Origin of the sequence: Colwellia sp. MB02u-6, assembly GCF_014077095.1 — a bacterium.
Taxonomy (GTDB): domain Bacteria; phylum Pseudomonadota; class Gammaproteobacteria; order Enterobacterales; family Alteromonadaceae; genus Cognaticolwellia.
This window is the reverse complement of the sequence record NZ_JACGVG010000035.1, coordinates 491,623-517,827: the sequence shown is the minus strand read 5'-3', so window position 1 is coordinate 517,827 and position 26,205 is coordinate 491,623. Positions and strand designations below refer to the sequence as shown.

General features: G+C 39.0%; 23 protein-coding genes. 7 read left to right on the top strand and 16 right to left on the bottom strand.

Going from position 1 to position 26,205, the window contains the following annotated elements:
* Positions 1-23 precede the first annotated feature (23 nt).
* The 10 genes from H4J46_RS11790 to seqA form a co-directional block, all read right to left on the bottom strand.
* Positions 24-1,898 (bottom strand): protein kinase domain-containing protein, encoded by a 1,875-nt coding sequence (locus tag H4J46_RS11790; RefSeq protein WP_182233668.1) that lies wholly within the window; start codon positions 1,896-1,898, stop codon positions 24-26.
* Positions 1,899-2,100: 202 nt separating this feature from the next.
* Entirely contained in the window at positions 2,101-3,687 is a 1,587-nt protein-coding gene (locus H4J46_RS11785) for a dihydrolipoyllysine-residue acetyltransferase (protein WP_182233667.1), read from the bottom strand.
* Between the two features lie 11 nt (positions 3,688-3,698).
* Positions 3,699-4,676, bottom strand: a complete 978-nt coding sequence (locus H4J46_RS11780) for an alpha-ketoacid dehydrogenase subunit beta (RefSeq protein ID WP_182233666.1) — start codon at positions 4,674-4,676, stop codon at positions 3,699-3,701.
* On the bottom strand, positions 4,676-5,860 hold the full coding sequence (locus tag H4J46_RS11775; RefSeq protein WP_182233665.1) for a thiamine pyrophosphate-dependent dehydrogenase E1 component subunit alpha: 1,185 nt from the start codon (positions 5,858-5,860) through the stop codon (positions 4,676-4,678). Before H4J46_RS11775 ends, H4J46_RS11780 begins: the two co-directional genes overlap by 1 nt.
* Positions 5,861-6,330: 470 nt before the next feature.
* Positions 6,331-7,440, bottom strand: coding sequence for a succinylglutamate desuccinylase (astE, locus tag H4J46_RS11770; protein WP_310650237.1), 1,110 nt, complete (start codon positions 7,438-7,440; stop codon positions 6,331-6,333).
* A 366-nt stretch (positions 7,441-7,806) separates the two neighbouring features.
* Positions 7,807-8,751 carry a transcription termination factor Rho gene (rho, locus tag H4J46_RS11765; RefSeq protein WP_182233664.1) on the bottom strand — a complete coding sequence of 315 codons (945 nt, stop codon included), beginning with the start codon at positions 8,749-8,751 and terminating at the stop codon, positions 7,807-7,809.
* Positions 8,752-9,402: 651 nt separating this feature from the next.
* Positions 9,403-10,368: a GGDEF domain-containing protein gene (locus H4J46_RS11760; protein WP_182233663.1), complete on the bottom strand. Its 966-nt coding sequence runs from the start codon at positions 10,366-10,368 to the stop codon at positions 9,403-9,405.
* A 5-nt stretch (positions 10,369-10,373) separates the two neighbouring features.
* Entirely contained in the window at positions 10,374-10,736 is a 363-nt protein-coding gene (locus H4J46_RS11755) for a group 1 truncated hemoglobin (RefSeq protein WP_182233662.1), read from the bottom strand.
* Positions 10,737-11,003: 267 nt separating this feature from the next.
* Complete coding sequence (gene pgm / locus H4J46_RS11750; protein ID WP_182233661.1) at positions 11,004-12,650, bottom strand: phosphoglucomutase (alpha-D-glucose-1,6-bisphosphate-dependent); 1,647 nt, start codon at positions 12,648-12,650, stop codon at positions 11,004-11,006.
* 72 nt (positions 12,651-12,722) lie between these two features.
* Complete coding sequence (gene seqA / locus H4J46_RS11745; RefSeq protein WP_182233660.1) at positions 12,723-13,286, bottom strand: replication initiation negative regulator SeqA; 564 nt, start codon at positions 13,284-13,286, stop codon at positions 12,723-12,725.
* 263 nt (positions 13,287-13,549) lie between these two features.
* Between seqA and H4J46_RS11740 the strand changes: the two genes are divergently transcribed.
* The 5 genes from H4J46_RS11740 (at position 13,550) to H4J46_RS11720 (ending at position 16,852) form a co-directional block, all read left to right on the top strand.
* The gene (locus tag H4J46_RS11740) at positions 13,550-14,317 is read left to right on the top strand and encodes an alpha/beta fold hydrolase (RefSeq protein WP_182233659.1); all 768 of its coding nucleotides are present in this window, start codon (positions 13,550-13,552) and stop codon (positions 14,315-14,317) included.
* A 187-nt stretch (positions 14,318-14,504) separates the two neighbouring features.
* On the top strand, positions 14,505-14,726 hold the full coding sequence (locus tag H4J46_RS11735) for a DUF2788 domain-containing protein (protein WP_146878424.1): 222 nt from the start codon (positions 14,505-14,507) through the stop codon (positions 14,724-14,726).
* A 12-nt stretch (positions 14,727-14,738) separates the two neighbouring features.
* Positions 14,739-15,026 (top strand): LexA regulated protein, encoded by a 288-nt coding sequence (ybfE, locus tag H4J46_RS11730; protein WP_182233658.1) that lies wholly within the window; start codon positions 14,739-14,741, stop codon positions 15,024-15,026.
* 23 nt (positions 15,027-15,049) lie between these two features.
* A complete protein-coding gene (gene fldA / locus H4J46_RS11725) occupies positions 15,050-15,577 on the top strand; it encodes a flavodoxin FldA (protein ID WP_182233657.1) in 528 nt (175 codons plus the stop codon).
* A gap of 510 nt (positions 15,578-16,087) precedes the next feature.
* Complete coding sequence (locus H4J46_RS11720) at positions 16,088-16,852, top strand: ABC transporter substrate-binding protein (protein ID WP_182233656.1); 765 nt, start codon at positions 16,088-16,090, stop codon at positions 16,850-16,852.
* Positions 16,853-17,061: 209 nt separating this feature from the next.
* Here the strand turns inward: H4J46_RS11720 and H4J46_RS11715 are convergent, their stop codons facing one another.
* Positions 17,062-17,835: a sulfite exporter TauE/SafE family protein gene (locus tag H4J46_RS11715; protein ID WP_182233655.1), complete on the bottom strand. Its 774-nt coding sequence runs from the start codon at positions 17,833-17,835 to the stop codon at positions 17,062-17,064.
* A gap of 740 nt (positions 17,836-18,575) precedes the next feature.
* Here H4J46_RS11715 and hflX point away from each other — a divergent pair.
* Positions 18,576-19,943: a GTPase HflX gene (gene hflX / locus H4J46_RS11710; protein WP_182233654.1), complete on the top strand. Its 1,368-nt coding sequence runs from the start codon at positions 18,576-18,578 to the stop codon at positions 19,941-19,943.
* A 191-nt stretch (positions 19,944-20,134) separates the two neighbouring features.
* Here the strand turns inward: hflX and H4J46_RS11705 are convergent, their stop codons facing one another.
* Positions 20,135-20,590, bottom strand: a complete 456-nt coding sequence (locus H4J46_RS11705) for a DUF4442 domain-containing protein (protein WP_182233653.1) — start codon at positions 20,588-20,590, stop codon at positions 20,135-20,137.
* A gap of 211 nt (positions 20,591-20,801) precedes the next feature.
* On the opposite strand from H4J46_RS11705, the gene fur reads away from it, so the two are divergent.
* Entirely contained in the window at positions 20,802-21,245 is a 444-nt protein-coding gene (fur, locus tag H4J46_RS11700; protein WP_182233652.1) for a ferric iron uptake transcriptional regulator, read from the top strand.
* A gap of 205 nt (positions 21,246-21,450) precedes the next feature.
* Here the strand turns inward: fur and H4J46_RS11695 are convergent, their stop codons facing one another.
* From H4J46_RS11695 to H4J46_RS11680, 4 genes are read right to left on the bottom strand one after another with little or no spacing between them, the layout of a single operon-like run.
* Positions 21,451-22,560, bottom strand: coding sequence for a HupE/UreJ family protein (locus tag H4J46_RS11695; protein WP_182233720.1), 1,110 nt, complete (start codon positions 22,558-22,560; stop codon positions 21,451-21,453).
* A gap of 47 nt (positions 22,561-22,607) precedes the next feature.
* The gene (locus tag H4J46_RS11690) at positions 22,608-23,708 is read right to left on the bottom strand and encodes a lipopolysaccharide assembly protein LapB (protein WP_259365809.1); all 1,101 of its coding nucleotides are present in this window, start codon (positions 23,706-23,708) and stop codon (positions 22,608-22,610) included.
* 36 nt (positions 23,709-23,744) lie between these two features.
* Entirely contained in the window at positions 23,745-24,287 is a 543-nt protein-coding gene (locus H4J46_RS11685) for an Ig-like domain-containing protein (RefSeq protein WP_182233651.1), read from the bottom strand.
* An 11-nt stretch (positions 24,288-24,298) separates the two neighbouring features.
* Entirely contained in the window at positions 24,299-25,891 is a 1,593-nt protein-coding gene (locus H4J46_RS11680; RefSeq protein ID WP_182233650.1) for a DUF4331 domain-containing protein, read from the bottom strand.
* Positions 25,892-26,205: the final 314 nt, after the last annotated feature.

The window sequence follows — 26,205 nt, the reverse complement described above, 5'->3', positions numbered from 1 at the left end:
GGACTAATTTATTCTGTTTAGTATTATTTGACCACAGCCATTGTGGCTATTTTATGGTCAGATTGAGTTAAGGCTGTGTTTTTTTTGGGATTTCTCGGATAAAATTTATCTGGTAAGCCATTTATGTGTTCAAAAAATCGTGTGTCTTTGTAAGGCAGCTTCATAAAACCAGAAATACCAATACCGGTAATCGTTGGTAGCAACTGTAATATCTCTGTCAAGCATTGCTTAAATTCTGCTTCTTTATCGTGATTTAATAACATTAAATAACTGTGAATTTTAAGGTGTCGTGGCAAGACCTCAAAAATAATACAACCTGTGTGATGGATCTGATTTAAACGCGCTAGCACCACCATTACTTCGTCGGGTAAATGTAAATATTCATCTGGATCGACACCATCTTCAAAGTAAGAGTGCAGTCGTGTTATATCGTCAATATCGGCAATGTCACTGACATCAAAATGGATAACTTGATTGGCTAAGGCTTGAAAGGGTTGCTGTTCATTCTCACGCTCAACATGCAAAGTATTTCTGGCATTGAATAAACAACTTTTAAAAACCCCAATTCTGAATATACCTTGAGCCAAGCGCACCATATTATTCACCGCACTTTGAAATGATGTTTTCAGTTTTGGATCAAATAACGATAAGTTTGAGTCAATATAGACGCCATTTTTTTCCCAACGTACCGCTAAGCCACCCACAACAGGAAAATTAGCTAGGCGGCTAACCGCAGCAACAAACGCCTTCTCAGTATCGCCCATGCCCATCAGAAAATTCTTAAAGTATTTTTCTAATTGCACATCGTCTATATCATTTAATTCGTCTACTTCGGCAGATTCTCGTAGGAAAGATTTACGAGAACCATAAACCACAGTATCCATATTTTTGTGATAACTTTTACACCACACAGGCACTAAAGGCTTAATTTCAACTAGCAAAGGCGGATCGGCCATCACGGTATTTTTTAACAGGGCTAAATGTTTAAAAAAATAGTCACCAGCTTTATTTCGCTGACTTCTGTCTTTGCTAAACATACCAGATAATATTTGCGCCAGTAATTTAGGCAAACCCAAAGATGAAGGCGTGATTACCGCACTACCATAGCGACAAGACTGACCAGAAGCTAAGGCATATAAGGTTGCTGCTAGCCCTTGTTCATCAAAACGGGGCGACGACATTTCACCGCTAATTTGCTCATCACCAATAAAGTAAACATCACCTAAGCGGGCATTACTATTTTGTAAATCACTGCTCATTAAATCCATGACATTATTAGCGGTAGATTGGCCATTAACATCAAGTTGGGCGGGTACTGAAGAGCCCCAATCGACTAGGTAGACTTTCTGAGTTTCAGGGTCAAAAACCACATTGGAAGGTTTTATGTCACCATGAACATAAGGTTTCCCCTTCTCGTGTTGACTAGAATCACGCAAATAAATAAGAATATCGGCAAGTTGCAAAGCAATTTTAACGATTAATTCACTCGGTAAAGGCCCTTCTTGATAGGATAACTTCTCAAGATCTATGCCAGGAGCTCGCTGCATATGGACAATTGATTGACGCTTTATCTTGTAATAACCTATGATTTTAGGAATACGTTCATGAGATAATTCTCGCTGAATATCGGCTTCTTCAGCTAAGCGATCTTGTACGTGTTGTGGCAAATTAATACGGGAAAACTTAAAGACTTGTGATTGCCCATGTTCGTCTTCACCGCCAAAGACAAAACCATAAGCTCCTTTACCAATAAGGGCGATATTTTGATAACCCAACAAAGTTAACTGCTGCTGACAAAGCTCAACCCATTGCTTTAACTTGGTTGCGTCTTCATGATTTAATAAGTAAATCGACTGTTCTTCAGCGATATAAAAATGCTGGAGTTTCTTTTCCGCCACTAGACTTCCTTAACAGTAAACATCTGGATCTAGATAAATTATCATTGAATTTAAGCTTAATTGATATCTTTTACCTGAGTTCTTGTGGCTAAAGTCACTCACACACATTGAGTTATTTAGATTTATCATTTATTCATCATAATTTTTAATAAAAAAAACCTGCGTAATGCAGGTTTTTTTAATCAAAATAATTTAACAAAACTTATGACATATGAACTAGCATATTGCTTGGCTCTTCAAGGAATGACTTCCATAAATTACAAAAACGAGCAATGGTGCCACCGTCAATAGTACGATGATCGCCAGACCAACTCACTTGCATAATTGAACGAGCTTCCACTTCACCTTTGTCATTAAAGCGTGGTAGTTTTTGTAACTTACCTAACGCAACAATGGCAGATTCAGGCTTATTGATAATAGGCGTTGCCACCGTACCACCAATGGCACCAATATTTGAAATAGTGATCGTACCACCTTTCAAATCAGCGGCTGGCACTCGACCTGAGCGCGCGTCATTGGTTAAACGGGTAATATCTGCAGCTAAGTCTAAAATAGATTTTGTTTGTACTTGTTTAACATTAGGTACTAACAAACCTACTTTCGAGTCAACGGCCATACCAATATTATGATCGTCAAAATAAGTTAACTCGGTACAATCTTCATTCACTTGCGTATTCACTAACGGAAATTGTTTCAACGCTAACGACATAGCTTTCATAAAGAATGGCATCATAGTTAATTTGATATCTTGCTTGGCATAAACTTCTTTCAGTTCACCACGCAATTTAATCAAATTGGTCATATCGATTTCTTCACAGTAAGTAAAATGAGGAATAGTCGATACTGATCTAACCATAGCTTTTGCCATCACAGCTTTTATACCGCGAATAGGTTCAACGCGTGTGCCACCAACAACACTAACGTTGCTCACGGCAGCAACGCTAGGATTAGTAGCCACTGCTGGTGCTGGTACTTTGTTAAAAGCTAAAACATCGTCTTTATAAACTCGACCTTTTTTACCACTGCCTGGTACTTGATGAATATTAACGTTTAGCTCACGCGCGACACGGCGCACAGCAGGACTCGCAACAGCTTTTTCATTCACTACTTTTGCTACAACCGCTTGAGTTTCAACAACCTCAGTCTTAACTGGTACATTAGTGGCAGCAGCTTTTGGTGCTTCAACTACAGCAGCAACAGTCGCTGGCCCAGATGCGGCAATTTCAACTGCAAATAAGGGCGCATGAACTTTGGCAATTTCACCTTTGGCATAATAAAGCTTAACCACTTTACCTTTATGCATAGCTGGAATTTGTACCAAGGCTTTATCGGTCATAACGTCAGCTATCGGTTGATCTTCTTCAATCAAATCACCTTCAGCCACTAACCATTCAACCAGTTCACATTCAACAATACCTTCACCGATATCAGGTAAAATAAAGTCTTCTACTTGAGTACCACTTGCAGCAATAGGCGCTGGCGCTACAGGCATTTCAGCGGCTATTTTTTTATCTAATATTGGTGCAACAGCACTTTGGGTTTCATCGCTACCTTCTGGTGTCATCGAAAATAGGGGTTGATGAACTTTCGCTATCTCGCCTTGTGCGTAATAAAGTTTGTCTACTACACCAGAATGCATCGCTGGAATTTGAACTAAGGCTTTATCGGTCATCACATCAGCAACGGGCTGATCTTCTGCAATCACATCGCCTTCAGCTACTAGCCATTCAACCAGTTCACATTCAACGATACCTTCGCCAATATCTGGCAGTATAAAATCAATGCTCATGCTTATAAATCCTAGTAGGTCATAGTGGTTTTAATTGCTTCAAAGATCTTTAAATGATCTGCAGCGTATTCTTTTTCAAGTGCTAATGGATAAGGTGTATCCATGCCACAAACTCGAGCAATTGGCGCTTCTAAGTGCAAGAAACATTCTTGTTGAATAGTCGCGGCAATTTCACTCGCAAAACCAGCGGTTAGAGGTGCTTCCTGACTGACAACAAAACGGCCTGTTTTAGTCACTGAGTTTGCTACTGTTTCAATATCCCAAGGCAAAATGGTACGTAAATCAATGATTTCACATGAAATACCGTCGCTTGTTGCCAATGCTGCTGCTTTCTCAACGATCTCAACTTGAGCGCCCCAAGCCAGTAGGGTGATATCACTGCCTTTTTGCACAACTTCAGCTTTACCTAAGGGTAGTTCGTAGTCTTCTTCTGGCACTTCGCCAACTGATGCACGATACAAACGTTTAGGCTCAAAGAATATTACTGGGTTATCGTCACGAATTGACGCCAGTAACAAACCTTTTGCTTGATAAGGATTACGGGGCACAACAACTTTTAAGCCAGGCGTATGAGCAAAATAAGCTTCAGGTGATTGGCTATGATATAAACCACCGGCAATACCACCGCCGTATGGCGTACGAATAGTCAGTTTACCAACATCAAACTCATTACCACTACGGTAACGAAATTTAGCTGATTCATTAACAATTTGGTCAAAAGCCGGAAAAATATAATCAGCAAACTGAATTTCAGCAATAGCGGTACTACCTTGCGCGGCTAGGCCATTAGCAAAACCAATAACACCTTGCTCAACTAACGGGGTATTAAAGCAACGGCTTTTACCGTATTTTTCTTGTAAACCACTGGTTGCACGGAATACGCCACCAAAGTGACCGACATCTTCACCAAAACAAACCGCACGATCATTTTCTGCCATCACGATATCGAGCGCGTCATTAATCGCTTGTAATAAATTGATTTGCGCCATTACTTAATTCTCCCTGCCGAAAACGGGTAAGCTTTAGGGTGTTTTTTGATATGTTTTTTAAGATCATCAAATTGACTTTGTAGCAAAGGCGGTACTTGGTCATAAACATCAGTAATGAGATCTTCTACTGGCGGCTTGTCAATTTTTTCAGCCACTTTAACCGCGGCTAAAACTTCATCTCTTAGCTTCTCAAACAAGGCTGTTTCTTGTACTTCGTCCCACCAACCTTGGGCAAGCATCCAGTTCTTCATGCGAAGAATAGGATCATGTTCTTGCCATTTAGCTTCTTCTTCACGTGTTCTATAACCTGAAGGATCATCAGACGTTGAATGCGCACCTAAACGGTAAGACATAGCTTCAATTAATACCGGCTTGCCTTCTTTTATGCCATATTCACGCGCCAATTGTACTGCAGCAATCACAGCTAAAATATCATTGCCGTCAATACGTATGGTTTTCATACCGTAACCCACACCACGTGAAGCAATACCATTACCGACATATTGTTCTTCTGATGGCGTTGAAATAGCATAGCCATTATTACGACAAAAGAAAATAACCGGTGCTTGATGAACAGCAGCCATGTTTAAGCCCGCATGAAAGTCGCCTTCAGACGCAGCGCCTTCACCGAAATAACAAATGGTAACCGCATCTAAACCTTGCAGTTTTTGACCATAGGCATAACCGGCAGCTTGTGGGATTTGTGTACCAAGCGGTGATGAAATCGTCATATAGTTCAATTCACGACTACCGTAATGAATTGGCATTTGACGACCTTTACCTAAATCTTTTTCATTGCTGAACATTTGGTTCATAAAGTTTTCAAGGCTAAAACCTCGAAACATTAATGCTCCCTGTTCACGATACTGCGCCATGATCATATCTTGATCTTTCAGGCCAGCGGCACCACCAACACTAGCAGCTTCTTCGCCAAGTGCTGTCATATAAAAACTGATGCGACCTTGGCGCTGTGCTGCCACCATACGTTCATCTAATACACGATGAAAAGCGAGCGTTTTATAGGTTTTAGTCGCCAATGCTTGATCTATATTTGGCATGGCAGCATTTTTATAAATGCTACCATCTTGTTTCAATATTTTAAGGATTGGAATTTCAACTGAATGACCATCAATAAAAGCGGGTTGATGTACAACCGGGCTTTCGCTATATACGTCAGTGTTCATAGCCTTCTCTTTTTTTATTAACCTTGGATATAAGGTGACATTACCTATTCTACCTTGGCTTTAATTAATGAAAGTATAGAAGCTTTCAACGCAAGATGAGTATTTATGTCATTGTTATGAATTGTTGGTTTTAATAATCGTGATCACTTTACCTTTACGTAAACTGAAACACAAGTCTAGTGATCAAAGTGGACTGTTTTACAAGCCTTGCAGCGAGCAGAATTCTTTACAGTTAGAATCGCTATAATCTAGCCTATTGTTCTAAGTCATTGATAAAAAATATTTTAGTTTGAGAAACTCAGTACCTAAATACCGAAGTTCATTTAGGCACTGGTTATTTGTTCCAGACATAACCTAAGTACCTAAATCCATTTAGGCACTGGTTATTTGTTCCAGACATAACCTAAGTACCTAAATCCATTTAGGCACAGGTTATTTGTTCCAGACATAACCTAAGTACCTAAATCCATTTAGGCAAGTGTTGTGGGGGTAACGGTTAGCATCGCACGTTGGCCAATAGCGACATTAGCATTAGGGAAAATAATCGCTTCGCCGTCTTGCTGAGTTTTAACTTCATTTTCACCGTCAATCGCTAGTACATGACCTTTAGGAAAGTCAGTAAAGTTTTCAACATCATCGGCGAAAGTTAACGAAAAATCTTCATGCTGGCGATCAATCACCTGTGATATTTCATAAAGGTTAAAGTCGCTGGCCTTATATGACATCAATTCTAGATTTTCACCTGAAACTAACTTGGTCAAAGTGTCTCTAACCTGAACAAACTGGCTCATATCATTCTCACCAAATGGACGCACTTTACCTAGCTCAACAGTAAAAGCATCAGCGCCAAATTCATGTGATGAAAAATAGCTAAAGGTTGTGGTTGGAGAGTGTGACAACAAAATAGTGCTAACACCGCAGGCATGAAGAAATTGTAACTGACTTTTTTTACGCGGCGCACCATGCAAAAAAGGGTAAACCGCAAATTTGTCACACTTTGAGCCACGAATAGCGGTATGTAGATCGTAATGACAACGGCTGCGTTCTGTACCTACTACTGAGTCTAATTTACTGCCTGCAGTAAAGAAGTCTCGCACCGTGTTTTCTAATAACAAAGCTCGATGACGCTCTTTATTAATTAACCCCGCGCCTTGCCCTTGGTCTTGTGAGTGGCCACCAGAAAATAAACGATTCAGGTTTTCTTCAATAAAGCGCTCAGCAATATTCATAGAGGCCGGATTACCAAAAATAAATAACACCCGCTCTGATAATGCCAACTCACCTCGGATCAATTGGCCAATAATATCGCTGCAAATTTCAATAGGTGCAGTTTCATTGCCATGGACGGCACTCGATAAAACAATATCTTGACTGCTGGTACGATTAATCGGTTCGAAGGTAATTAAGCCGGTATCTAATACCGTAACTTTACTCAAGGTTTGAGAAGCTTGATGTGTAACATCAAAACTAAAAACGCCTCCAGGTAATGACCATTCATTAGCGCGAGTCATTGAGAGAAAATCACCACTTTGTTGTAAAGTTGATGCGAAGGCATTGGTTGAACTTGAAAAATCACTCACGCGTTTTCACCTGTTGTCATAAAAGAGTTTAATTGAGTAGCGTAGATTGGAAACGGCAACGCTTATTAATTGCTGATTGCTAATTGCTAATTGCTAATTACTGATTACTGATTACTGATTAGGCGCTATTGTACTTGATTTGTAACTAAACGTCTTTGCGCTACTAATTTAATCTCTGACGTAGTCGTATCAATTACACCACGTCACAGTAATTAAGTTTACCATCATCTATTAACTATCTATTTGCCAATGTAGCAGAAAATGTAGCAGAAAATGTAGCAGAAAAAACAGGGCTAATTAGCACATGAAGTTATCGCTTTGTGCGCTAATTTATTTCATCAACTCAACACTGCAATTTTTTCGCCACTAACGATTTAACAGCTCAGCATTACTTGGATATTTTTTCAGTAACTCAACCAGTTTACTCGCACCTTCTGTGGGTTTAAGACCGGTAAATGCTCTTCGCAAGGTTTTTATCTTTTCGAGATCCTTAACATTTAACAGCAGCTCCTCACGGCGGGTACTACTTTTAGCCATATCCAAGGCGGGAAAAATTCTTTGTTGTGCCGCTTCCCGTGATAAAACAACTTCCATATTACCCGTGCCTTTGAATTCCTCAAATATCACTTGGTCCATCCGGCTGCCAGTATCAACGAGTATGGTTGCTAAAATAGTAAGCGAACCACCATGCTCAATCTTTCTCGCAGCGCCAAATAATTTTCGTGGTATTGCCATCGCACTAGCGTCAAGGCCGCCCGACATAGTACGACCACTGCTTTTTTGATTGGCATTATGTACTCTTGTCAGCCGAGTTAAAGAATCAATAACAATCATAACATCATGACCTTCACCCGCTTCCTTGCGCGCAATATTAAGCAGGTTATTAGCGACACGAACGTGTTGGTCATGGTTTTCATCCGTAGAGGAAGCATGTACTTGTGCCGACACGCTGCGCTTAAAGTCTGTCACCTCTTCTGGACGCTCATCAATAAGTAAGGCATAAAGCTTTATTTCGGGATAAGCTGTCGCCACTGCTTGGCAAACATCTTTTAAAAGCGTGGTTTTTCCGGAGCCTGGTGGAGCTACAATCAAACCTCGTTGCCCCCTGCCAAGCGGTGTAAACAAATCCATCGCTCGCATGGAAAGTTGCTCAGAGCCTGATGCTAGCTCAAGACACTGATAAGGATTAATGGCTACGCCATTTAAAAAACGCTTTTGTGGGTCATCACAAGATGCATCTTTAACTACTTCATCCACTTGTTTGGGGGCTTTTTTTCTTTTTACCGGTAATGTTAATATTTTTCTTGTCATGATATCGCTTTATAGCTCTGGAGAGTGGAGTGTTCTTTAATCTCTGTATTTTAGTCTAAGGCAATTAAGCGGGTATTATACCCATACAATATTAGCTACCTGCTTAGGTTTTGTTTTATCAAAATAGCTATTAACCCACTAGCGAAAATTGATGAATATTTTCAGCGGTTATCTTTAAAATCAAAATCTATATTAAGCTTAAAGCACTATCGCTCTACTCACCCTACTAGTAACGAAATAGCCATAGCGTTGTAAATTAAAATAAAAAATTCTGCTGTATTATTACAGAAAAGCGTTTTTTTTAGCGAACGTTTTATGTCACCAAAATAAATTAAGCGCTAAGGTAGTATTTTTATAGCGGCTAACTTTCGTATTAAAGTCATGGTTAGATGGAGCCAAGTTGAAGAGCAATTACCAGCAGTTTTGATAATTTATGCCATCATTATCAATGACTATTTTATCGCTTCACTTTACTCATTGGATATAAATAAATATCAGCGGCATAACTGTTAATTTTTAAGGCCAGTTTGTATTGTTCAGGATTACATTAAAAAAGCTGAACTTAATATCGTAATGGCTTTAATTTGCTCACAAAAGTCAGCAACAAAGGATTGAAAAATTCAAATCTCATTTCTGATGGCAATAAAAGACTTAACGCTTTATTTCTCGAAATTTAGGTATAGGTTTAACTTCATGCTTTGCCAATAAATCTGTTGAAAAAGAAATAACTTGACCACGTCCAGTGGCTTTAGCAAAGTATAGTGCCTTGTCTGCATTGCTTAGTAGTTCATCTAAAGTCGTACCATGATTGGTGTATTCGACAATACCAGCACTAAAACTAAGTTGAGTAATATTTTTTTCTGGTGTCAGTATTTCACAACATTTTATTGAATCTAAAACTGTATCGATCAGCTTAGTTAACTCTGCGCCATTGCGCGTGTAACTAAATACACAAAACTCTTCCCCGCCAATACGGGAAAAATAGCAGTCGTTATCTAATGCTAGTGTAACTTTTTCAGCAAAGTACTTGAGCACATAATCACCAAACTCATGGCCATAATCGTCATTAAACTGTTTAAAATGATCAATGTCGAGTACGGAGATAGACCCCTTAGTATTATTTGGGTTTTTGTTTTGGTTTTGGTTTTGGTTTTGGTTTTGGTTTTGAGTGTAGTCATTAAATCTTTTGAACATAGCTCGACGGTTGGCAATACCGGTTAATGAGTCGGTATAGGCCAGTTTAATCAGGTTCTTTTCTTGTGTTTCCATAAGAGAAGCATAAGACTGTAATGAATATTCTAGTTTTTTCAGCTCAGTTATGTCCTGACCAACAATCATGAGTTGGTCTTCATCATAATCACTCATGATAACTTTGATAGTTTTACGCGTGCGTTCAGCTTTTAATTGTATTGTAAATGCATAAGGGCTTTGTGCATTTACAGCTAATACTTGCTCTCTAGAGAATTGTTGATATTTACTCTCAAATAGGTTGAAAATAGCCTCACCACATTCTCCTATGATAGCCTTAAACTTGCTACTCGAATAAGAGGGGGCTAATGTTTGCCTATTACATATTGCAACGACAATGTTTAATTTATTTAATAAATCAAATCCCATTGTTATTATTCCGCGACAATTAACGATTTTCGAGCAGCTATTAAGCTAGTTAAACTCTTGATATCCTCGTCTTCAACTTTAAAATTGTTCAACGTAGCGATAAAAATATTGACCACTTCATTCCATTCAATTTCAGTTATCTTAAATTGACTATGGGCTGATTTGAGCTTTTCATCATCATATTCACCTGGGCCTCCCATCATAGCCGCTAAGTATCTGGTTTGATGGTCGATTAATGCCTTCATACTAATAGATTCAAAAATATAAGCGACAGTATCTGACTCTAAAACTGCATCGTAAAACTCACCCACAAGAGGATATAAAGTAGCAAAGCCACCATATTTTTCAAAATAATTTATTGACGTCATTTAATTTCCATTTCTATTACTAGAATTTATCCACAGCTAAGAAGCTTAATATTTCGCTAAGCTAAAATTTCGTTAACTATATGATTATTTAATCTTTTGCATAGTATTATAAGAACAGAAAATAAAGGATAAAATTTCATTATTTTTTAATTAAAAGTTTCTTGTAGCAGGAAATAATAGATAAATATTAGCATAACATAACGGTAAATAAAGTGGCCCCTGGCAACTTTATTTAACACCATTCTAACCATATATTTTATACTTGTATCACAAACCAGCGGCAACAAAGGCAGCACTAACAAGTTTTTGTGCATCGCTGATAATTAACTGTAAATGCGCATCATCAATAAAACTTTCTGCGTATATTTTATAAATATCTTCGGTGCCTGACGGGCGAGCAGCAAACCAACCATTTTCAGTACACACTTTAATGCCACCAATAGCGGCATTGTTACCAGGTGCATGTGACAATATTTGGCCGATTTTCTCCCCTGCTAACACATCGGTAGTAATAGCATCCGCTGTTAGTGCAGTCAGCACCTGCTTTTGTTGCAAGTTAGCGACCGCCTCAACACGGCCATAACAGGGCTCACCTAATTGCTTAGCTAATGCTTGATATAATTGATAAGGGTCTTTACCGGTAACGGCAAGCATTTCAGCTGCTAGTAAAGCCATCACAAAACCATCTTTATCTGTGGTCCAACAGCTACCGTCACGGGCGATAAATGTCGCACCGGCGCTTTCTTCACCGCCAAAGGCATAGCTAGCATCATGTAAACCATTAACAAACCATTTAAAGCCAACAGGTACTTCTGAAAGAGGACGGTCAATAAGCTTGGCAACACGGTCAATTAGCGAACTAGAGACCAGTGTTTTACCTATTTTACAAGTTTTGGGCCAGTTTCGGTGAGTCATTAAATAGTGAATAGACACCGCTAAGTAATGATTGGGGTTCATCAAACCACCCGTTTTAGTAACTATACCGTGGCGGTCAAAATCAGGATCATTGCCTACGGCAATATCAAACTTATCTTTCAAAGCAATTAAGCCTGCCATGGCATAAGGCGATGAACAATCCATACGAATTTTGCCATCTTTATCTAATGGCATAAAAGCAAAACTGGCATCAACCACTGGATTGACTACGTCTAATTTCAAACCATATTTTTTAGCTATTACCGGCCAATAATGAATACCTGAGCCACCTAAAGGATCAACACCAATATTTATGCCTGCCTTTGCTATCGCATCCATATCAACCACTTGGCTTAATTGCTCAACATAAAAAGTAATAAAGTCTTCACGAGTCAGTAATGCAGATTTTAGTGCTTGGGTATAATCAAGGCGTTTAACGGCAACCAGTTTATTAGCAATAATTTCGTTCGCACGCTGTTCAATAACTTGGGTTATTTCACCTTCAGCTGGACCACCATGAGGAGGGTTATATTTAATGCCGCCATCGCTGGGTGGATTATGCGAAGGCGTGATGATCAAACCATCAGCCTGGCTTGACTGAGTTTTATTATGGACAATAATCAACCTTGAAATAACCGGCGTTGGCGTAAAGCCATCATCGTCTTGAATAACAACAGGGATATTATTGGCGATCAATACTGAAATAGCAGAAGCAAAGGCCGGTTCAGATAACGCATGGGTATCTTTGCCTAAATATAGTGGCCCATTAAATCCTTGCGCTAGACGATATTCAGCTACTGCCTGACAAATAGCTTCAATATGCTGCTGATTAAAGCTTAATTTACCGGCATTACCACGATGCCCAGAAGTACCAAAAGTAACTTTTTGCTCGGCAATTTCAACATTAGGTGTTTTTAAAAAATAATCGCTAACTAAACGACCAAGGTTAATTCTATCTATCGGTCTTGCCAGTTTGCCTGCATGTTGATGAATGGTCATTTAATTTCCTTATCCCTTGTAAAATTTAAGCCGCATACGTTACTTGATCACCAATTGATATAACAATGATCATTAAAGTAAATCGCGAATGTCTTCTAGATCTTGCTCGTTATAACCTAATGCTCGACTAACTTCGGTCAACATCATTTTTTTACGAGTAGTGTTTGAGTTTGTAATCACCCAAAATGGGCTTTCTGGGATTTGACGAGGCTTAGTACTACTGCCACTAGCAACTAATTCTGCTTCACTGGCCGCAAAATATAAACGGTCACGACCTCTGATCTGACAAGCTACTGAAAAATGCTGTCCGTGCACCCGATGTAATGCCGCTAATACCAGTAAAAATCGGCCTACAGCACCACGCTGCATAGCCAACTCTTCTCTATTGATATAATGAAATACTGAGCCATTAACATCAACCGTTGCATCAGCTACTGGCTCTTCAACAACTTCTTCTACAACTTCTTCTACAATTTGTTCAACAAGTTCTACTTTAATTGCGGCTACAACCTCAGCATTTTTTTGGCTGGGTAAGTTAATTAGACGACGTAATATCGACGATGCACTTTCACCAATATACTGGGTATTTGAGACAATGTGTTGATAAAGTTCTTCATCTATTTCGATGTTTTTCATTGATGACCCTAGGAAAATTATGATAGATCGCGCCAAGATTATACTTGCGTTAATAATAAGTCTCTATAGTGGATTAACAAATGATGGAAATATTTTTCAAAAAGTCAGTGGATCAGCTGTCGAAATTAAATATTAGCCAGTACAACCAGCTCGCTCAAATCGATATACTACTTGATTTCAAGCAAATTTAATTTAGATTTCATTACCTCAAAATGTAAAAATAAGCACAATTTCATCCCTTAAATAATACGATAGAGACCCCAATGGCAAAGCTTTTAAACTATCAACAATCTGGCAACGGTAAAAACATTATCCTTATCCATGGCTTATTTGGCCGATTAGAAAACCTCAATATGGTGGCAAAAGCCTTAGCAGAAAATTATCGGGTCACCAGTGTTGATGTCCGTAACCATGGCGATTCATTTCACGATAGTCTGATGAATTACTCAACCATGGCACAAGATATAATTGATATTATGCAGCATCTAGCCATCAATAGTGCCGTAGTCTTGGGTCACTCTATGGGCGGAAAAATAGCCATGGAATTAGCCCTTACTGCGCCAACACTAGTTGAAAAGTTAATTGTTGCCGATATAGCGCCAGCTGAATATCCTCCACACCATAACCAAATAATTGCCGGCTTAAGGTCACTTGACTTTACCACGATAAAACAACGTAAAGACGCGGATAAACAGCTCAGTCAATATGTTGACAATCTAAGCGTACGACAATTTTTATTGCGCAATTTAAGCAGCGAAAATGGCCAATTTTCTTTTAAATGTAACCTTGAAAACATAGCAAAAAATTATCCACAAATAATGAAAGCTTATCAAGGTAACAATAGCTATCAAGGGCCCACCCTGTTTATCAAAGGGGCTAATTCTGACTATATATTGCCCGAGCACCGCACAGCAATATTACGCTTATTTCCACAGAGTCGTGCCCGCATTATTCAAGGGGCAGGACATTGGTTACATGCTGAAAAAACAGTTGCCTTCAATCGCAGCGTTGAAGAATTTTTAACAAATTAATTGATCTAGCGCTAATACTAAACAGTATAACTTTGTGTAATTAGCGTGATAAAATCATTTTATGCTCAGACTCATAGGCGCCAAAATAGCAAAATAATGCTGGCAAAGTGGTTACTCAGGTAACAAAAATAATGTCTTTAAAAGCCGTAATATGCTATAGTGCGCCCTGAAAATTTTAGGGTTAAATATGTTAGCAGAACACTTCGAATTAATTGAAACCATTGGGCTAAATTTATTTTTTGCTTTTATCTTTATTTTCATTGGCTTATCAATGCATGATGTGATGAAAAAAAACGATGTACCTAAGATGGGAAAGATAGTTGTTTATTTTGTATTATTTTTAGGGTGTGCTGGATTTATCGCAAAAGGCATCATTCAGTTTATTTGGGAAAGCCAAGGCGTTGGATAAGTAAGTAATAAAATGGCAAAAGAAGTAGCAGATTTAACGACCATTGACTTATTTAGCGATGAAAAGCGACCGGGGCGACCAAAAACGAACCCCCATTCACGCAGCGTGCAAATAAAAATAAACAAACGCAATCAGGTCAAGCGCGATAAGAACAATGGCTTAAAGCGAATAGAGTTTAAATTACATCAAGATGTATATGAACGCTTAGACGCTTTAGCAAATGATAAAGGTGTTAGTCGAAGTGAATTAATAGAAGCCCTATTAGTCCAGTCGCTTGATGCCAACGATATTAAAATTTAGTTAGCTATAAAAAGGTTACATTAATGGCAATTGTAGGTTTATTTTTCGGAAGTGACACAGGTAACACCGAAGCCGTAGGCAAAATGATCCAAAAAAAATTGGGTAAAAGCCTTGTCGATGTTAGAGATATCGCCAAAAGTACCAAAGAAGAAATCGCTGAGTTCGATTTAATAATTCTAGGTATTCCTACCTGGTATTATGGCGAAAACCAATGTGATTGGGATGACTTCTTACCTGAATTAGAAGAAATTGATTTTACCGACAAACTCGTGGCTATTTTCGGTTTAGGCGATCAAGAAGATTACTCTGAGTACTTCTGTGATGCGATGGAACCATTACGTGATATCGTGGAGTCAAAGGGCGCTATTATGGTTGGTAACTGGCCAACCAAAGGTTATGAATTTGAAGCCTCTAAAGGCTTAGTTGACGAAAACACCTTCATCGGTTTATGTATCGATGAAGACCGTCAGCCTGAACTAACCGCCGAGCGTGTCGATACTTGGGTTAAACAAATCTACGATGAATTATGTTTAGCTGAGTTAGCGGACTAAGGCTTTACACAGTAAATTAAATTGTCTTGAAAAAGGCAGCTATTAGCTGGCTTTTTTGTTTCTATTATAACTAGCACTAATAGCTGGCTCTTTTGTTTCTATTATAACTAGCACTAAAAAAACAGCTATACACGCTTGCAGCCGTCCATCCGTTTCAAGGTATATACACCTATAAGTTGGTATTTATAACGTCAACTTAATAATTAACGCTTGTTTTAGACAATACCTTGTACGATTATATAAATGTAGTTATAAGTATATATAATTAATTTTTAACCCTCATCTAAAAATACCCTAGCAAAAAAATGCAGCCAATGCAGGCATAGTAGAACACAAGCGCTTAAAAGTATGGCAATGGCGACTAACTATAGTCCAAGACACCGAATAATTAGCACTTAGCACTACTGCTCCTAATTAAGCTTATAGTGATTTGATTTTAATAATTGAACTTAATTATTATCATGAATTTTGTTATTATGATCTCACGATGGTTTGGTACTGATGTTTCTAATGAAAATATTTATTTTAAAATCAATTTTGTTGTTTTTTTTAGTGCTTCCTCAACTAAAAGCATTTCAACCACCATCCCTCATTGAAAACATCGCCTTTTATACTGAGATTTATCCGCCAGCCAATTATTTAGTCGATGATGAACTCAAAGGCATTTCAGTAGATACGTTAAAAGCTATCTGGAAAAATTTAGACATACCTGAACAAGAAGTGCTTTTAGTGCCATGGGCACGTGGCTATAAATTTACTTTAAATAAAAGTAATACCGCTTTATTTACTATGTCCAAAACTCAACCGCGTGAAAAGCTCTTTAAATGGGTTGGGCCTTTTTTTCATTCTACTCATATCTTAATTGCCAAAAAATCAAAAAACTTTAATTTTTCCAACTTACAGCAAGTGTTTAATCATACTGTTGCAGCGGTAAAGGATGATATTTCAGGCATTTCGCTGCGTAAAATTGGTTTTCCTGCGTCTAATCTCGCAGAAATTTCACAATTAGAACAAGCCCTTTTATTGATGCAATCAGGTCGTGTAGACATGATGGTTACCACTGTTCATGCTTTTGAGCATTTAGCGAAAAAAAACAATTTACATGCTGATGCCTATCAACAAGTTTGGCAGGTCGACAAAACAGGTAATTACTTGGCATTCAATATCAATACACCCGATCACATAATACGAACCTACCAACGAGCCTTTGATGATATTGCTAAACAGCGATTAACTATTAAACAACAGTATGACTTGTCTCCAGCTGAGTACTAATTAGCAAGTTTATTTACTATAAAAGGACGTTAGTCATAATAAACTTATTTTTTCAGCTACTCATTTTCATTGTTAAAAGTTACTTGACCAGTCACCGCTGAAAATGCCTTACTTCGTTAGATATAAGATAAGTATTTCAGCAATCGACCCACCTTGATTCAAGCTCGCTTTATCCTTAATAAGAATGCTGCCTCTGTTAACTGTTACTGTTAAGCTAAATAAGTCGCGAAAAAGAAATATAATGTCGTCGCAACACTTATCACAATAACAACACCTCTGACCTGCTTTTGTGGAAGTTGGCGTGATATATTCGCCGCCATATAACCTCCTACTAACGTACCACATAACAAAATAGTGCCTTCATACCAGACAATAATGTCATTATAAATAAACAGGATGATGGCAATTAATGATACTGCCGCTGACACTAATAATTTCAATCCATTCATTGCATTGATGTTGCTATGGCCCGCTAATGCTAAATAGCTGAGTATAATGATACCCAATCCCGCGTTAAAAAAACCGCCATAAATAGACACTCCCAAGAGAAGTATTAACAGTAAAAACCCACCAATAGCCGATGCATGTTGGTGCTTAGTCGCTATTTTTTTAAATCCTGCGTTAAGCTGACCACCAAAAATAAACAGTACAGTGGCAAATAATAACAGCCAAGGAATAGCGACTCGAAATACCCCTTCTGATGTTTGCAGCAATAGCCAAGCACCAAAAACGCCCCCCATTAAACTGATAACGATGATGAGCAAGAGTCCATCTTTATGCGCAGCAAGCTCTTTTCGAAAGGCATAAGTACCGCTCATATAACCGGCGCACGACGCAAAAGTATTGGTCGCATTAGCCATAATAGGGGGAATACCGACAAAGATAAGTGCGGGAAAAGTAATAAAACTGCCACCGCCAGCAATTGAGTTAACAACACCACCCAAAAAACCGGCAAGGAACAAAAAAATCAGTTCAAATGACATGAGTAATAATAATCCTATAAAATTAAAATGGGTTAGACGGTAGCATATTATCTTTCCGTCCCGCGGGTACTGGCCAGTAAAATTCTTGTATGATGTTTATGTGGTGTTCAATCGTAACCTGATTTCATCCATTTGAATATTATATATAACGACTGTTTGACTACAGTTTAATCACTAAATAATAGAAATTAATCGACAAAAGAGACAAAAGAGACAAAAGAGACAAAGCGATATAGTTTAGCTGTATCATTTACAGCGTCCATCACTGACGGGTTAATTTGATCTATTTCAAAGATGCCCACCCTCTTGGAAAAAATTAATCATACTTCTAGACTAGCTAGCTTTTTCTTCAAACTAGCTCGCGTTAAGGTTAAATAATCAACTGTATTGACGCTTAACGGTAATGACTTTCAAGGGTAATAAAGTCTAACGCTATTAACTTCTAAGGTGCCAACTGTCGAGCTGATGATCGGTTTTTACGCCCTCCCCACACACACTCACAAGGTGAATCAGTGGCTAAAAATCGCTCATCATAAAACACTTGCTCACCTCCGTCTTATAGCATTACAGCCAAAATACTCTCTTTAATGAGTTAACTGATATCTCAATATATCGATAATTTTTCGCTAACCAAAATTTAGTCTGCTATTACTCTATAAAGCTTACCTATAACAGCGTAGGATGATATAACTTTAGATATAAATTAGGGCTGCACTTAACGTGCACTAACATAAAAAATTATGCAACTAACAGCAAAAGCATCACTGACTAACGCGTTACTTATTTCTATTTGCACACCGAGTTTTAAAGGTGATGAAGCAACCGAGTCACTTGCAGAGCTTGCTCGCTTAGTCACTACTTTAGGCTTTAAAGTAGTAGGTACACAATCGCAAAAGCTGAGTTCTACCCAAAAAGTTAATGTACTCGGTTTAGGAAAACTGGCTGAAATAGCCCAACTTACCGGTAACAAGGGTGTGGTTGACGGCTTAGAAGAGGATGAAAACTTAGAAGAAGATGCAGAGTTCACCCTTAACCCTGTAAATGTTCCATCGGATAACCTACCGTTTGCATGCGCTGATGTGGTGGTATTTGATTGTGATTTAAGCCCATCTCAGCTGCGTAATGTCGAAAATCAGTTAGGCGTAGAGGTGTTTGACCGTACCGGCATTATTATTGAAATATTTAGTCGCCATGCTCGGACCAAGACAGCGAAATTACAAGTTGAAATTGCTCGACTTAATTATGTTGCACCACGCCTTCGTGAAACATCAACGGGTGATAAAGAACGTCAAATGGGTAAAGGCGCTGGCGAAACCACACTAGAGCTAAACCGCCGTGCAGTTCGCGACCAATTAGCCGAACTCAAACGTGAGTTAGCCAGTGTTCAAGACGAAATGAAAGGCCGACGTAGCCAACGTTCTGAGCTTTTTTGTGTCGCTTTAGTGGGTTATACCAATGCCGGCAAGTCATCAATGATGCGCGCCATTACCGGTAGTGATGTCGAAGGTGAGAACAAACTTTTTGCCACCCTCGACACTACAGTTCGTGCATTATATCCCATTACTCAACCACGAATATTAGTGTCAGATACTGTTGGTTTTATTAAAAAATTACCACACGATTTAGTCGCCTCATTTCATTCCACTTTAGCAGAAGCTCATGATGCATCATTATTGCTATATGTGGTTGATGCTGCCGATCCTTCATTTCGTGCACAACTCGATGTCGTGCATGACGTATTAGAAGAAGTGGGTGTTGAAGACAGTAATAAATTACTGGTACTCAACAAATCAGATCAACTGAGCCTTGAGCAACAGCAAGCGCTGATGGAAGAATTCCCTGATGCTATGATGACTTCAACACGTAATCCTGCTGATATCAGTAAATTGCATAAATATATTGTTGGCGTTGCACAGAACGAGATGATTGAAGACGAAGTTATTATTCCCTATACCGCCAAAGGTATCATAGGTGAGATTCGTGCTAACATGAGTGTTATTAAGGAAGAATATGAGTACAGCCATATTAAGCTTACCGTACGTTCAAATGCGATCGATTTAGAAAGATTAAAAAAGAGCATGTTAGGTTTATCAACTGATGACTCATAAAGCATCAGTCATAAATGCTAGTGCATCAACGGCACAGTAATTAACTGCTCTCGCGGGAACACATTAACCTATGTGTTCCCGTTTTTTGTCTAATAATCATAATAAAGCTCACACCTGCTTTACTTTAACTGACTTATCAGCATAAATCATTCAAATTTCAACCCCAAGTATTAGTCACTTTACCACTATTATTACGCTGATTTTTTTCTGCGAATATATAGCTTTCTATTAAGCTTAGCGACAATTTCGCCTTGCGCATCTTTTACATACACCGGAATTTCAGGCAGGTATTTCTCGCCTTGCGCGGTCTGGGTCAAAATATCTGCAATCAAAGCATCGGTAATGATAAATTCTGCAGTTACTATGCCCTTGCCAGGTTTAATATAATCGATATCTGCTGACTTATCCCAAACGATATAATCTTTCCCCAATCGCGCCATCACCAATAACATGCAGAAGGGATCTGTCATTGCATATAACGAACCACCAAAATGTACACCAACCGCATTTTGGTTGAATAGGTTTAATTTTAAACGCACTTTGGCTTGACAAAAATCCTTTGAAACATCAACAACACGAATGCCAGTAAATAAAAATGGTGGCCAGATATTTAGTAATAATTTCATTTGCCAAGCTTTTTTAAACATAGGTTTTCCTCAAAGGTAGTATAAAAACGTGAGTACTCATATAAAGGCTAAGGTTTATAACCTCATACTCATCAGACCAGAAAAGTATTATGACGTTTTAAGCCCATAAAACCAACAAAATAGACAATCATTTACAACTAGCCCTTTCAACCAAGCTCATAACCCCCTATAATTTTCTTTATATTTAAAGCAGATGTAGAGACCAAAATTAATGCCTGAACAAAATGAAGAACTAAAAAGAGCTGGACTAAAAATTACTCTGCCACGCATTAAAATTTTGGCCATTTTACAAAACCCCAATAACCAACACATCAGTGCTGAAGACGTGTACAAACTTTTGCTCGAGCATAATGAAGAAATTGGCTTGGCGACAGTATATCGCGTATTAAACCAGTTTGATGATGCAGGTATTGTCACTCGTCATCATTTTGAAGGTGGTAAATCAGTATTTGAACTAAGTCATAAGAAACATCATGATCACTTAGTGTGTTTAAGTTGTGGTAAAGTGATTGAATTTGAAGACGATGTAATCGAACAACGCCAAGAAGACATTGCAAAATTACATAAAGTAAAATTGACCAATCACAGTTTATACTTGTATGGTGAATGTGAAGACGAAGTAGCGTGCGAGAAGTATCGTAAAGCGCAATTTTAAAGCGTAGTTTTAAAACGTAGACAAAATAACAAATAAAAAGCCCTAGTTATTAAGTTAACTAGGGCTTTTTATTTTCAAGAATAGCGGTCTATATATAGAGTAGTAGCCCAAATTATCGCTCACTTAATAAGAATAAACTGTCTTTGAACAGCTACCACCTAAGCTAAAGTCAAGCTAACACAGTGCAGCTAAACGCTAATCAAACTCACCAACGCTCAATACTCCATTGCACCGCCATCAATACAATGAATAAAGAACCTACCGGCATCACGCCTTTGCTATAGAATTTGGTCTTGCGCAGTAAAATCAATACGGGTAATAAAATAGCTAATATGGCTAACTGACCAATTTCCACGCCAAAATTAAAGGCTAATATACTCAGTAATTGTTGATCAGCAGGTAAACCTAACTCGCCTAATACACCAGCAAAGCCCATACCGTGTAACAAACCAAAAGCAAAGGTTAACCAAGCTAAACGTAGTACTAGAGGCCAAATATTATTCAGGGCAGCAAATAAAACTGATAAAGCAATACCTAGTTCCACCCAACGACTACTTGGGCTTAACCAGCCTAAAGCGGTTGCAGTTAATGTCAGCGAATGGGCTAAGGTAAATGCGCTAATAATCCACACTGTATTAGTCAAAATAACTTTAACACTGGCAATAGCTTGCCACTGCTTGTTTTTACGTTCTAGTACCGCCGGCAACAATAATGCTAACAAAAATAGAATATGATCAATGCCGATCCAAATATGAATAATGCCTTGATAGACAAACTGCTTAAAGGTGGTTTGCCAACTTCCCTCACGTAAATCTATCGCTATTTGTCTGGTGCTATCATCCAAGACAAAGCTGTGCATATTGCTGCCATCACCAATGTTTAGCACCATTTCATGGCTACTATCTAAAGCAAATATCGCACTATATTTTATATTTAATGGCCCACTGATAGCACATTGTCCTGAAAAGTCAGTCACAGCAAAGGCTTCGTTAGCATGATCCTGTAATCGCTCTACAAGATCAAAACGCAAGCTACATGTAAAATTGTCACGACTAAGTAATAAGTTTTCTGCTAAGTAACTAGCGATCTCAGCTTGGCGACTTTTTACTTCTCCCCAGGTTAACTCACCGTTGGCATTGAGATCTAAACCCACCGCCAGTTCCAAATCAGCTAAACTCAATTGCCATTCGCCATTAATGTGACCTGTATCGTCAATTTTAGCAATAATATAACTGGTGCTCAATTGATGAGCTGCCACGGTATTCGCTAATAAGAACGATAATCCGATTAAGCCTATTTTTAACCACTGCTGCATATCTGATCTCACTACTATTACTGCTTATTGGCTATAAGGTTTCTGGCTTATGCCTGCGTTGAAATTTTAAGGGTAGCTTGTGCTGCCATTGCGCGTTTAAGTATGCGTTTATCTGGGCCTAATTTAGCTTGTTGCCAGTTGATTTTTGCCCAGTGCAGGGCTTTAATCGCATCAGGTGCAATATCTAAATAATAACGGGCAATGTCTGCGGCATGAGCGGTATCATTACGCTGCAAGCGTATTTTAATGCGCTGGCTTAGTCGCTGTTGCCACACTTTTTTGTCTAAATTACTGGCTAAGTTACCCGCTTGCTCTGCCAAAGCTAAACGCAGTAATAATGCATCATCAAAGCTGTCACTGCCCAGTACAATAGGCCCTAACTTATCTAATACAATGTTACCTTGTTGTTGCTCCAAATGAATATCAGCCCATAACGCCAAATAACTCACGGGCGCTTGTGCTAAAGGAAAATCTGACAAATGCTGAATCGCCTGCTCTGGTAACTGCTGACGGTGGGCAAGATCAGCCAAAATTTGTTTAAGCCACACATGCTGTTCACGTGGAATGTTACCCGCCATATTAACCACGCGTTGTAGTTGCTGATAACTATGGGCAACTTGTCCTTGTTCTGCATTAACTTCAAGTACACAAGCTGTGCTTAGCAAAAGACTGCCCTGTCCCAACACTTGTAAACAGGCTCGTTTAGCCGCCACTAAATCACCTTGAACCATGTGAATATTGGCTTTCATTAGCCAAGCGGCGACATGATCAGGCTGAAGCTGCAGTATTTCAGAAAGCAGTTGTTGTGCCTGATCAAACTCATGATAGTGCTGCAATACCGTAGCTGAATAAAATTGTAATTCTAAATCGTTAGGAGCAGCTAATAGTAAGGGCTTAAGTAATGCGCTGGCCCGGCCATAATAGCGACTAGCTAAACCTGGTTTACTCGCGTCACTGATCAGTTGTGCGATAAACACTTTTGGTTGTTCTGCGGGTTCAGGCACCGTCCAACTGGCAACAATACTTTGGTCTGATTGGGGTACATAACTTGCTGAATATACAGGGTGTGCGGTAGTCATGAATACCAATACTAAAAAGTAGCTGGTGTAACGTCGCAAGTAAATTAGTATTGGCATATTATTATCCATAAAAGGGCGCCTTCCTTGGCGCAGTCAAGCTCTATTTTACTGTGGAAGTAAATCGTCGTATGCCGCTGGATCCTCAACATCTTGCATAAACGCACGACCATTAACGGCCAAAGGTTTATCATTCGAATGTTGATTAAAAGCTGCACGACTGTAGCTGGCAAAAGACACTTGCTGTGCTTCAATAGTAATGTTGACCGTACCTGTAACTGCAGTGTTTACTCCGTCAGTGACCGAAAAGGTGAAACTGTCACTACCGGTTACTTCGTTATTTGGTTGGTAAGTAAATCCACCATTGCCACTAACAGTAACCACACCTGATGTTGCCTGTTGATCAAGGCTAAAGCTCAAACTGTCGCCATCGGCGTCGGTTGCACTTAACATATCAGTGATCGGCGTTTCTGTTTGAGTAATCAAATCCACCGTTATCGAAGTGGGTGGCGCATTTGGCACCTCGGCCGGCTCTTTATAGCCATCGTTACAACCTGCAAGTACCAAAGTGGTCGCTAAACTTAACGCTATTACCTTAAGTTTAGGTGCTGCGATAATATGCGACGTTATGTTGCGTTTATTATATTGCATTAAAGTGCTCCTTATTCAGAACCAGGTAACGGCGTAGCCAAATATGGAAAGCTATCGCCCATAATAGATGCATCGCTAGGCGCGCCATCTGTGAAAGGTACATTACCAACATTAGCATCTTCTGGTGCACAGAAGCCTAGGTTTGTAGGTTCGCCATTGACTGGAATGTCATGACACAAGGCTCCCATCACTACACGAAGTGCGATATCTACTACGTCATCACCTGGACGACGACCGTTTGGAAAACCAGCTAAATCGTTTCCGGCAACACCAAATGCAGATTGCTCGCTAGCTGGCTTGGCAGGAATACCGGTATTTAGGCGCAACATTTCAGAACCCGTAACAGTTGACTGCTGATTAACACCTGCAACGCCGGTCAAGAATGCCGCAATTAAATCAGTACGTGGAAAGTTTGTTGGTGCCAATGTTTCTAACTCAGTGCCAAGTCTAGTGTTTACCGCATCTTTAAACAGAATGTTCAGTAACTCAGGTAACGTTGGGTGTGTGACATAATTGATAAACTGACCATCATTACTAGGGTGCGAAGTTGAAAATTTATCTTTATCTGCTAAACCGATAACCAACTCATTTACTAGCGGTGAACCCAAACGTGAAACCTGAGTCATTGCACCGCCGTTCACTTCAGTGCTATCGAAACTAGCATTAGGATTCAAAATCCTTGCTTGTGGCAAACTTGCGCTAGTCCAGCTACCAATAACACCATTACCTTCGCCAATTAAACAAGCTGTTGGTACTTCAATAGCAATACTGGTGACGTTTTTATCAGCTAAGTCATCATTCATTGATGACTGAGTAATACCGTCTGGGAAACCTTCTCCATCGCCATTACCACGAACACTGTCACCTTCAACAGGAACAAAGTTCACTAAATCGAATACCTTACCCAAGTTGACAGCAAATGCATCTTTACGCTGACCAACAAATACTTTAGCCGGCACATCACATCCAGGGATACCTGCTGAGTAAACAAAACTGTCTGCATAAGTTTTATACTCTGCAGCGCTGCCAAATGATTTAGTACCGATATAATCTAGTGGCTTGCGAAAGTTTGTTCCGCCAGTATCCATATTGGTGACATTGGCAGTAGTGCCGGTGCGCATCGGGCCTGAAGTCATTTTAACCGTGTATTTTTCTGAGAAATTAGCTGCCCCTTGATTATCCGCAGTGATCTTACCCACATTCTTAAGCGGTACACCAACAGATATTTGTTCACCTTCTGGACCTACCATCAAAGCAATACCCGCATTGTCATTACCTAGCATCTGACTAAAATTAAAACTAAAAGTCATATCTTCAACGGCATCGCCATCGCTGTCGATATGGATGTCATAAGTCGCAGCAGGATCCATTGCGAAATAGTTGGGTCCACCATAGGCATCTTGTAAAGGGATATAATTCGCGATTAGGGTGACATAATCGCCACGCCCTGCTTCGTAACTATTGAATGAATAAAAATCTGTTGAATCTATTGTCGGCATGCGCGTAACATTTGGTGCTTCACGATGACTTGATGCTGTAACAGCTTGAGACAAGGTTGCACTCATAATTACCGAGGCAATAAGCGTTAATTTATATTTTTTCATGACGTTTCCTTTTTTAATTTTATGATTCTTAATCGTACTTTTTTTAGAGTTCATCTAGTTAAACGATTGAGATTAAGCATTGGATGCAAAGAAAGTAATCTTTTTTAAATTAATTATTTTTCCAAGCGATTAATCAGCTTAAATACGTGAATAGGGTATATTTATCAACCCGATTAAAAACTTGTCATAGCTTATATGTCGCTCTTATGTACCGCACTATCTCTATGCCTTTATACTTTTGTGCTCTTTCATTGATTATATTGTTCATCCCGCCTAGGTAACTTAATTAACTAATGCAAACTGGTTTGAAACTA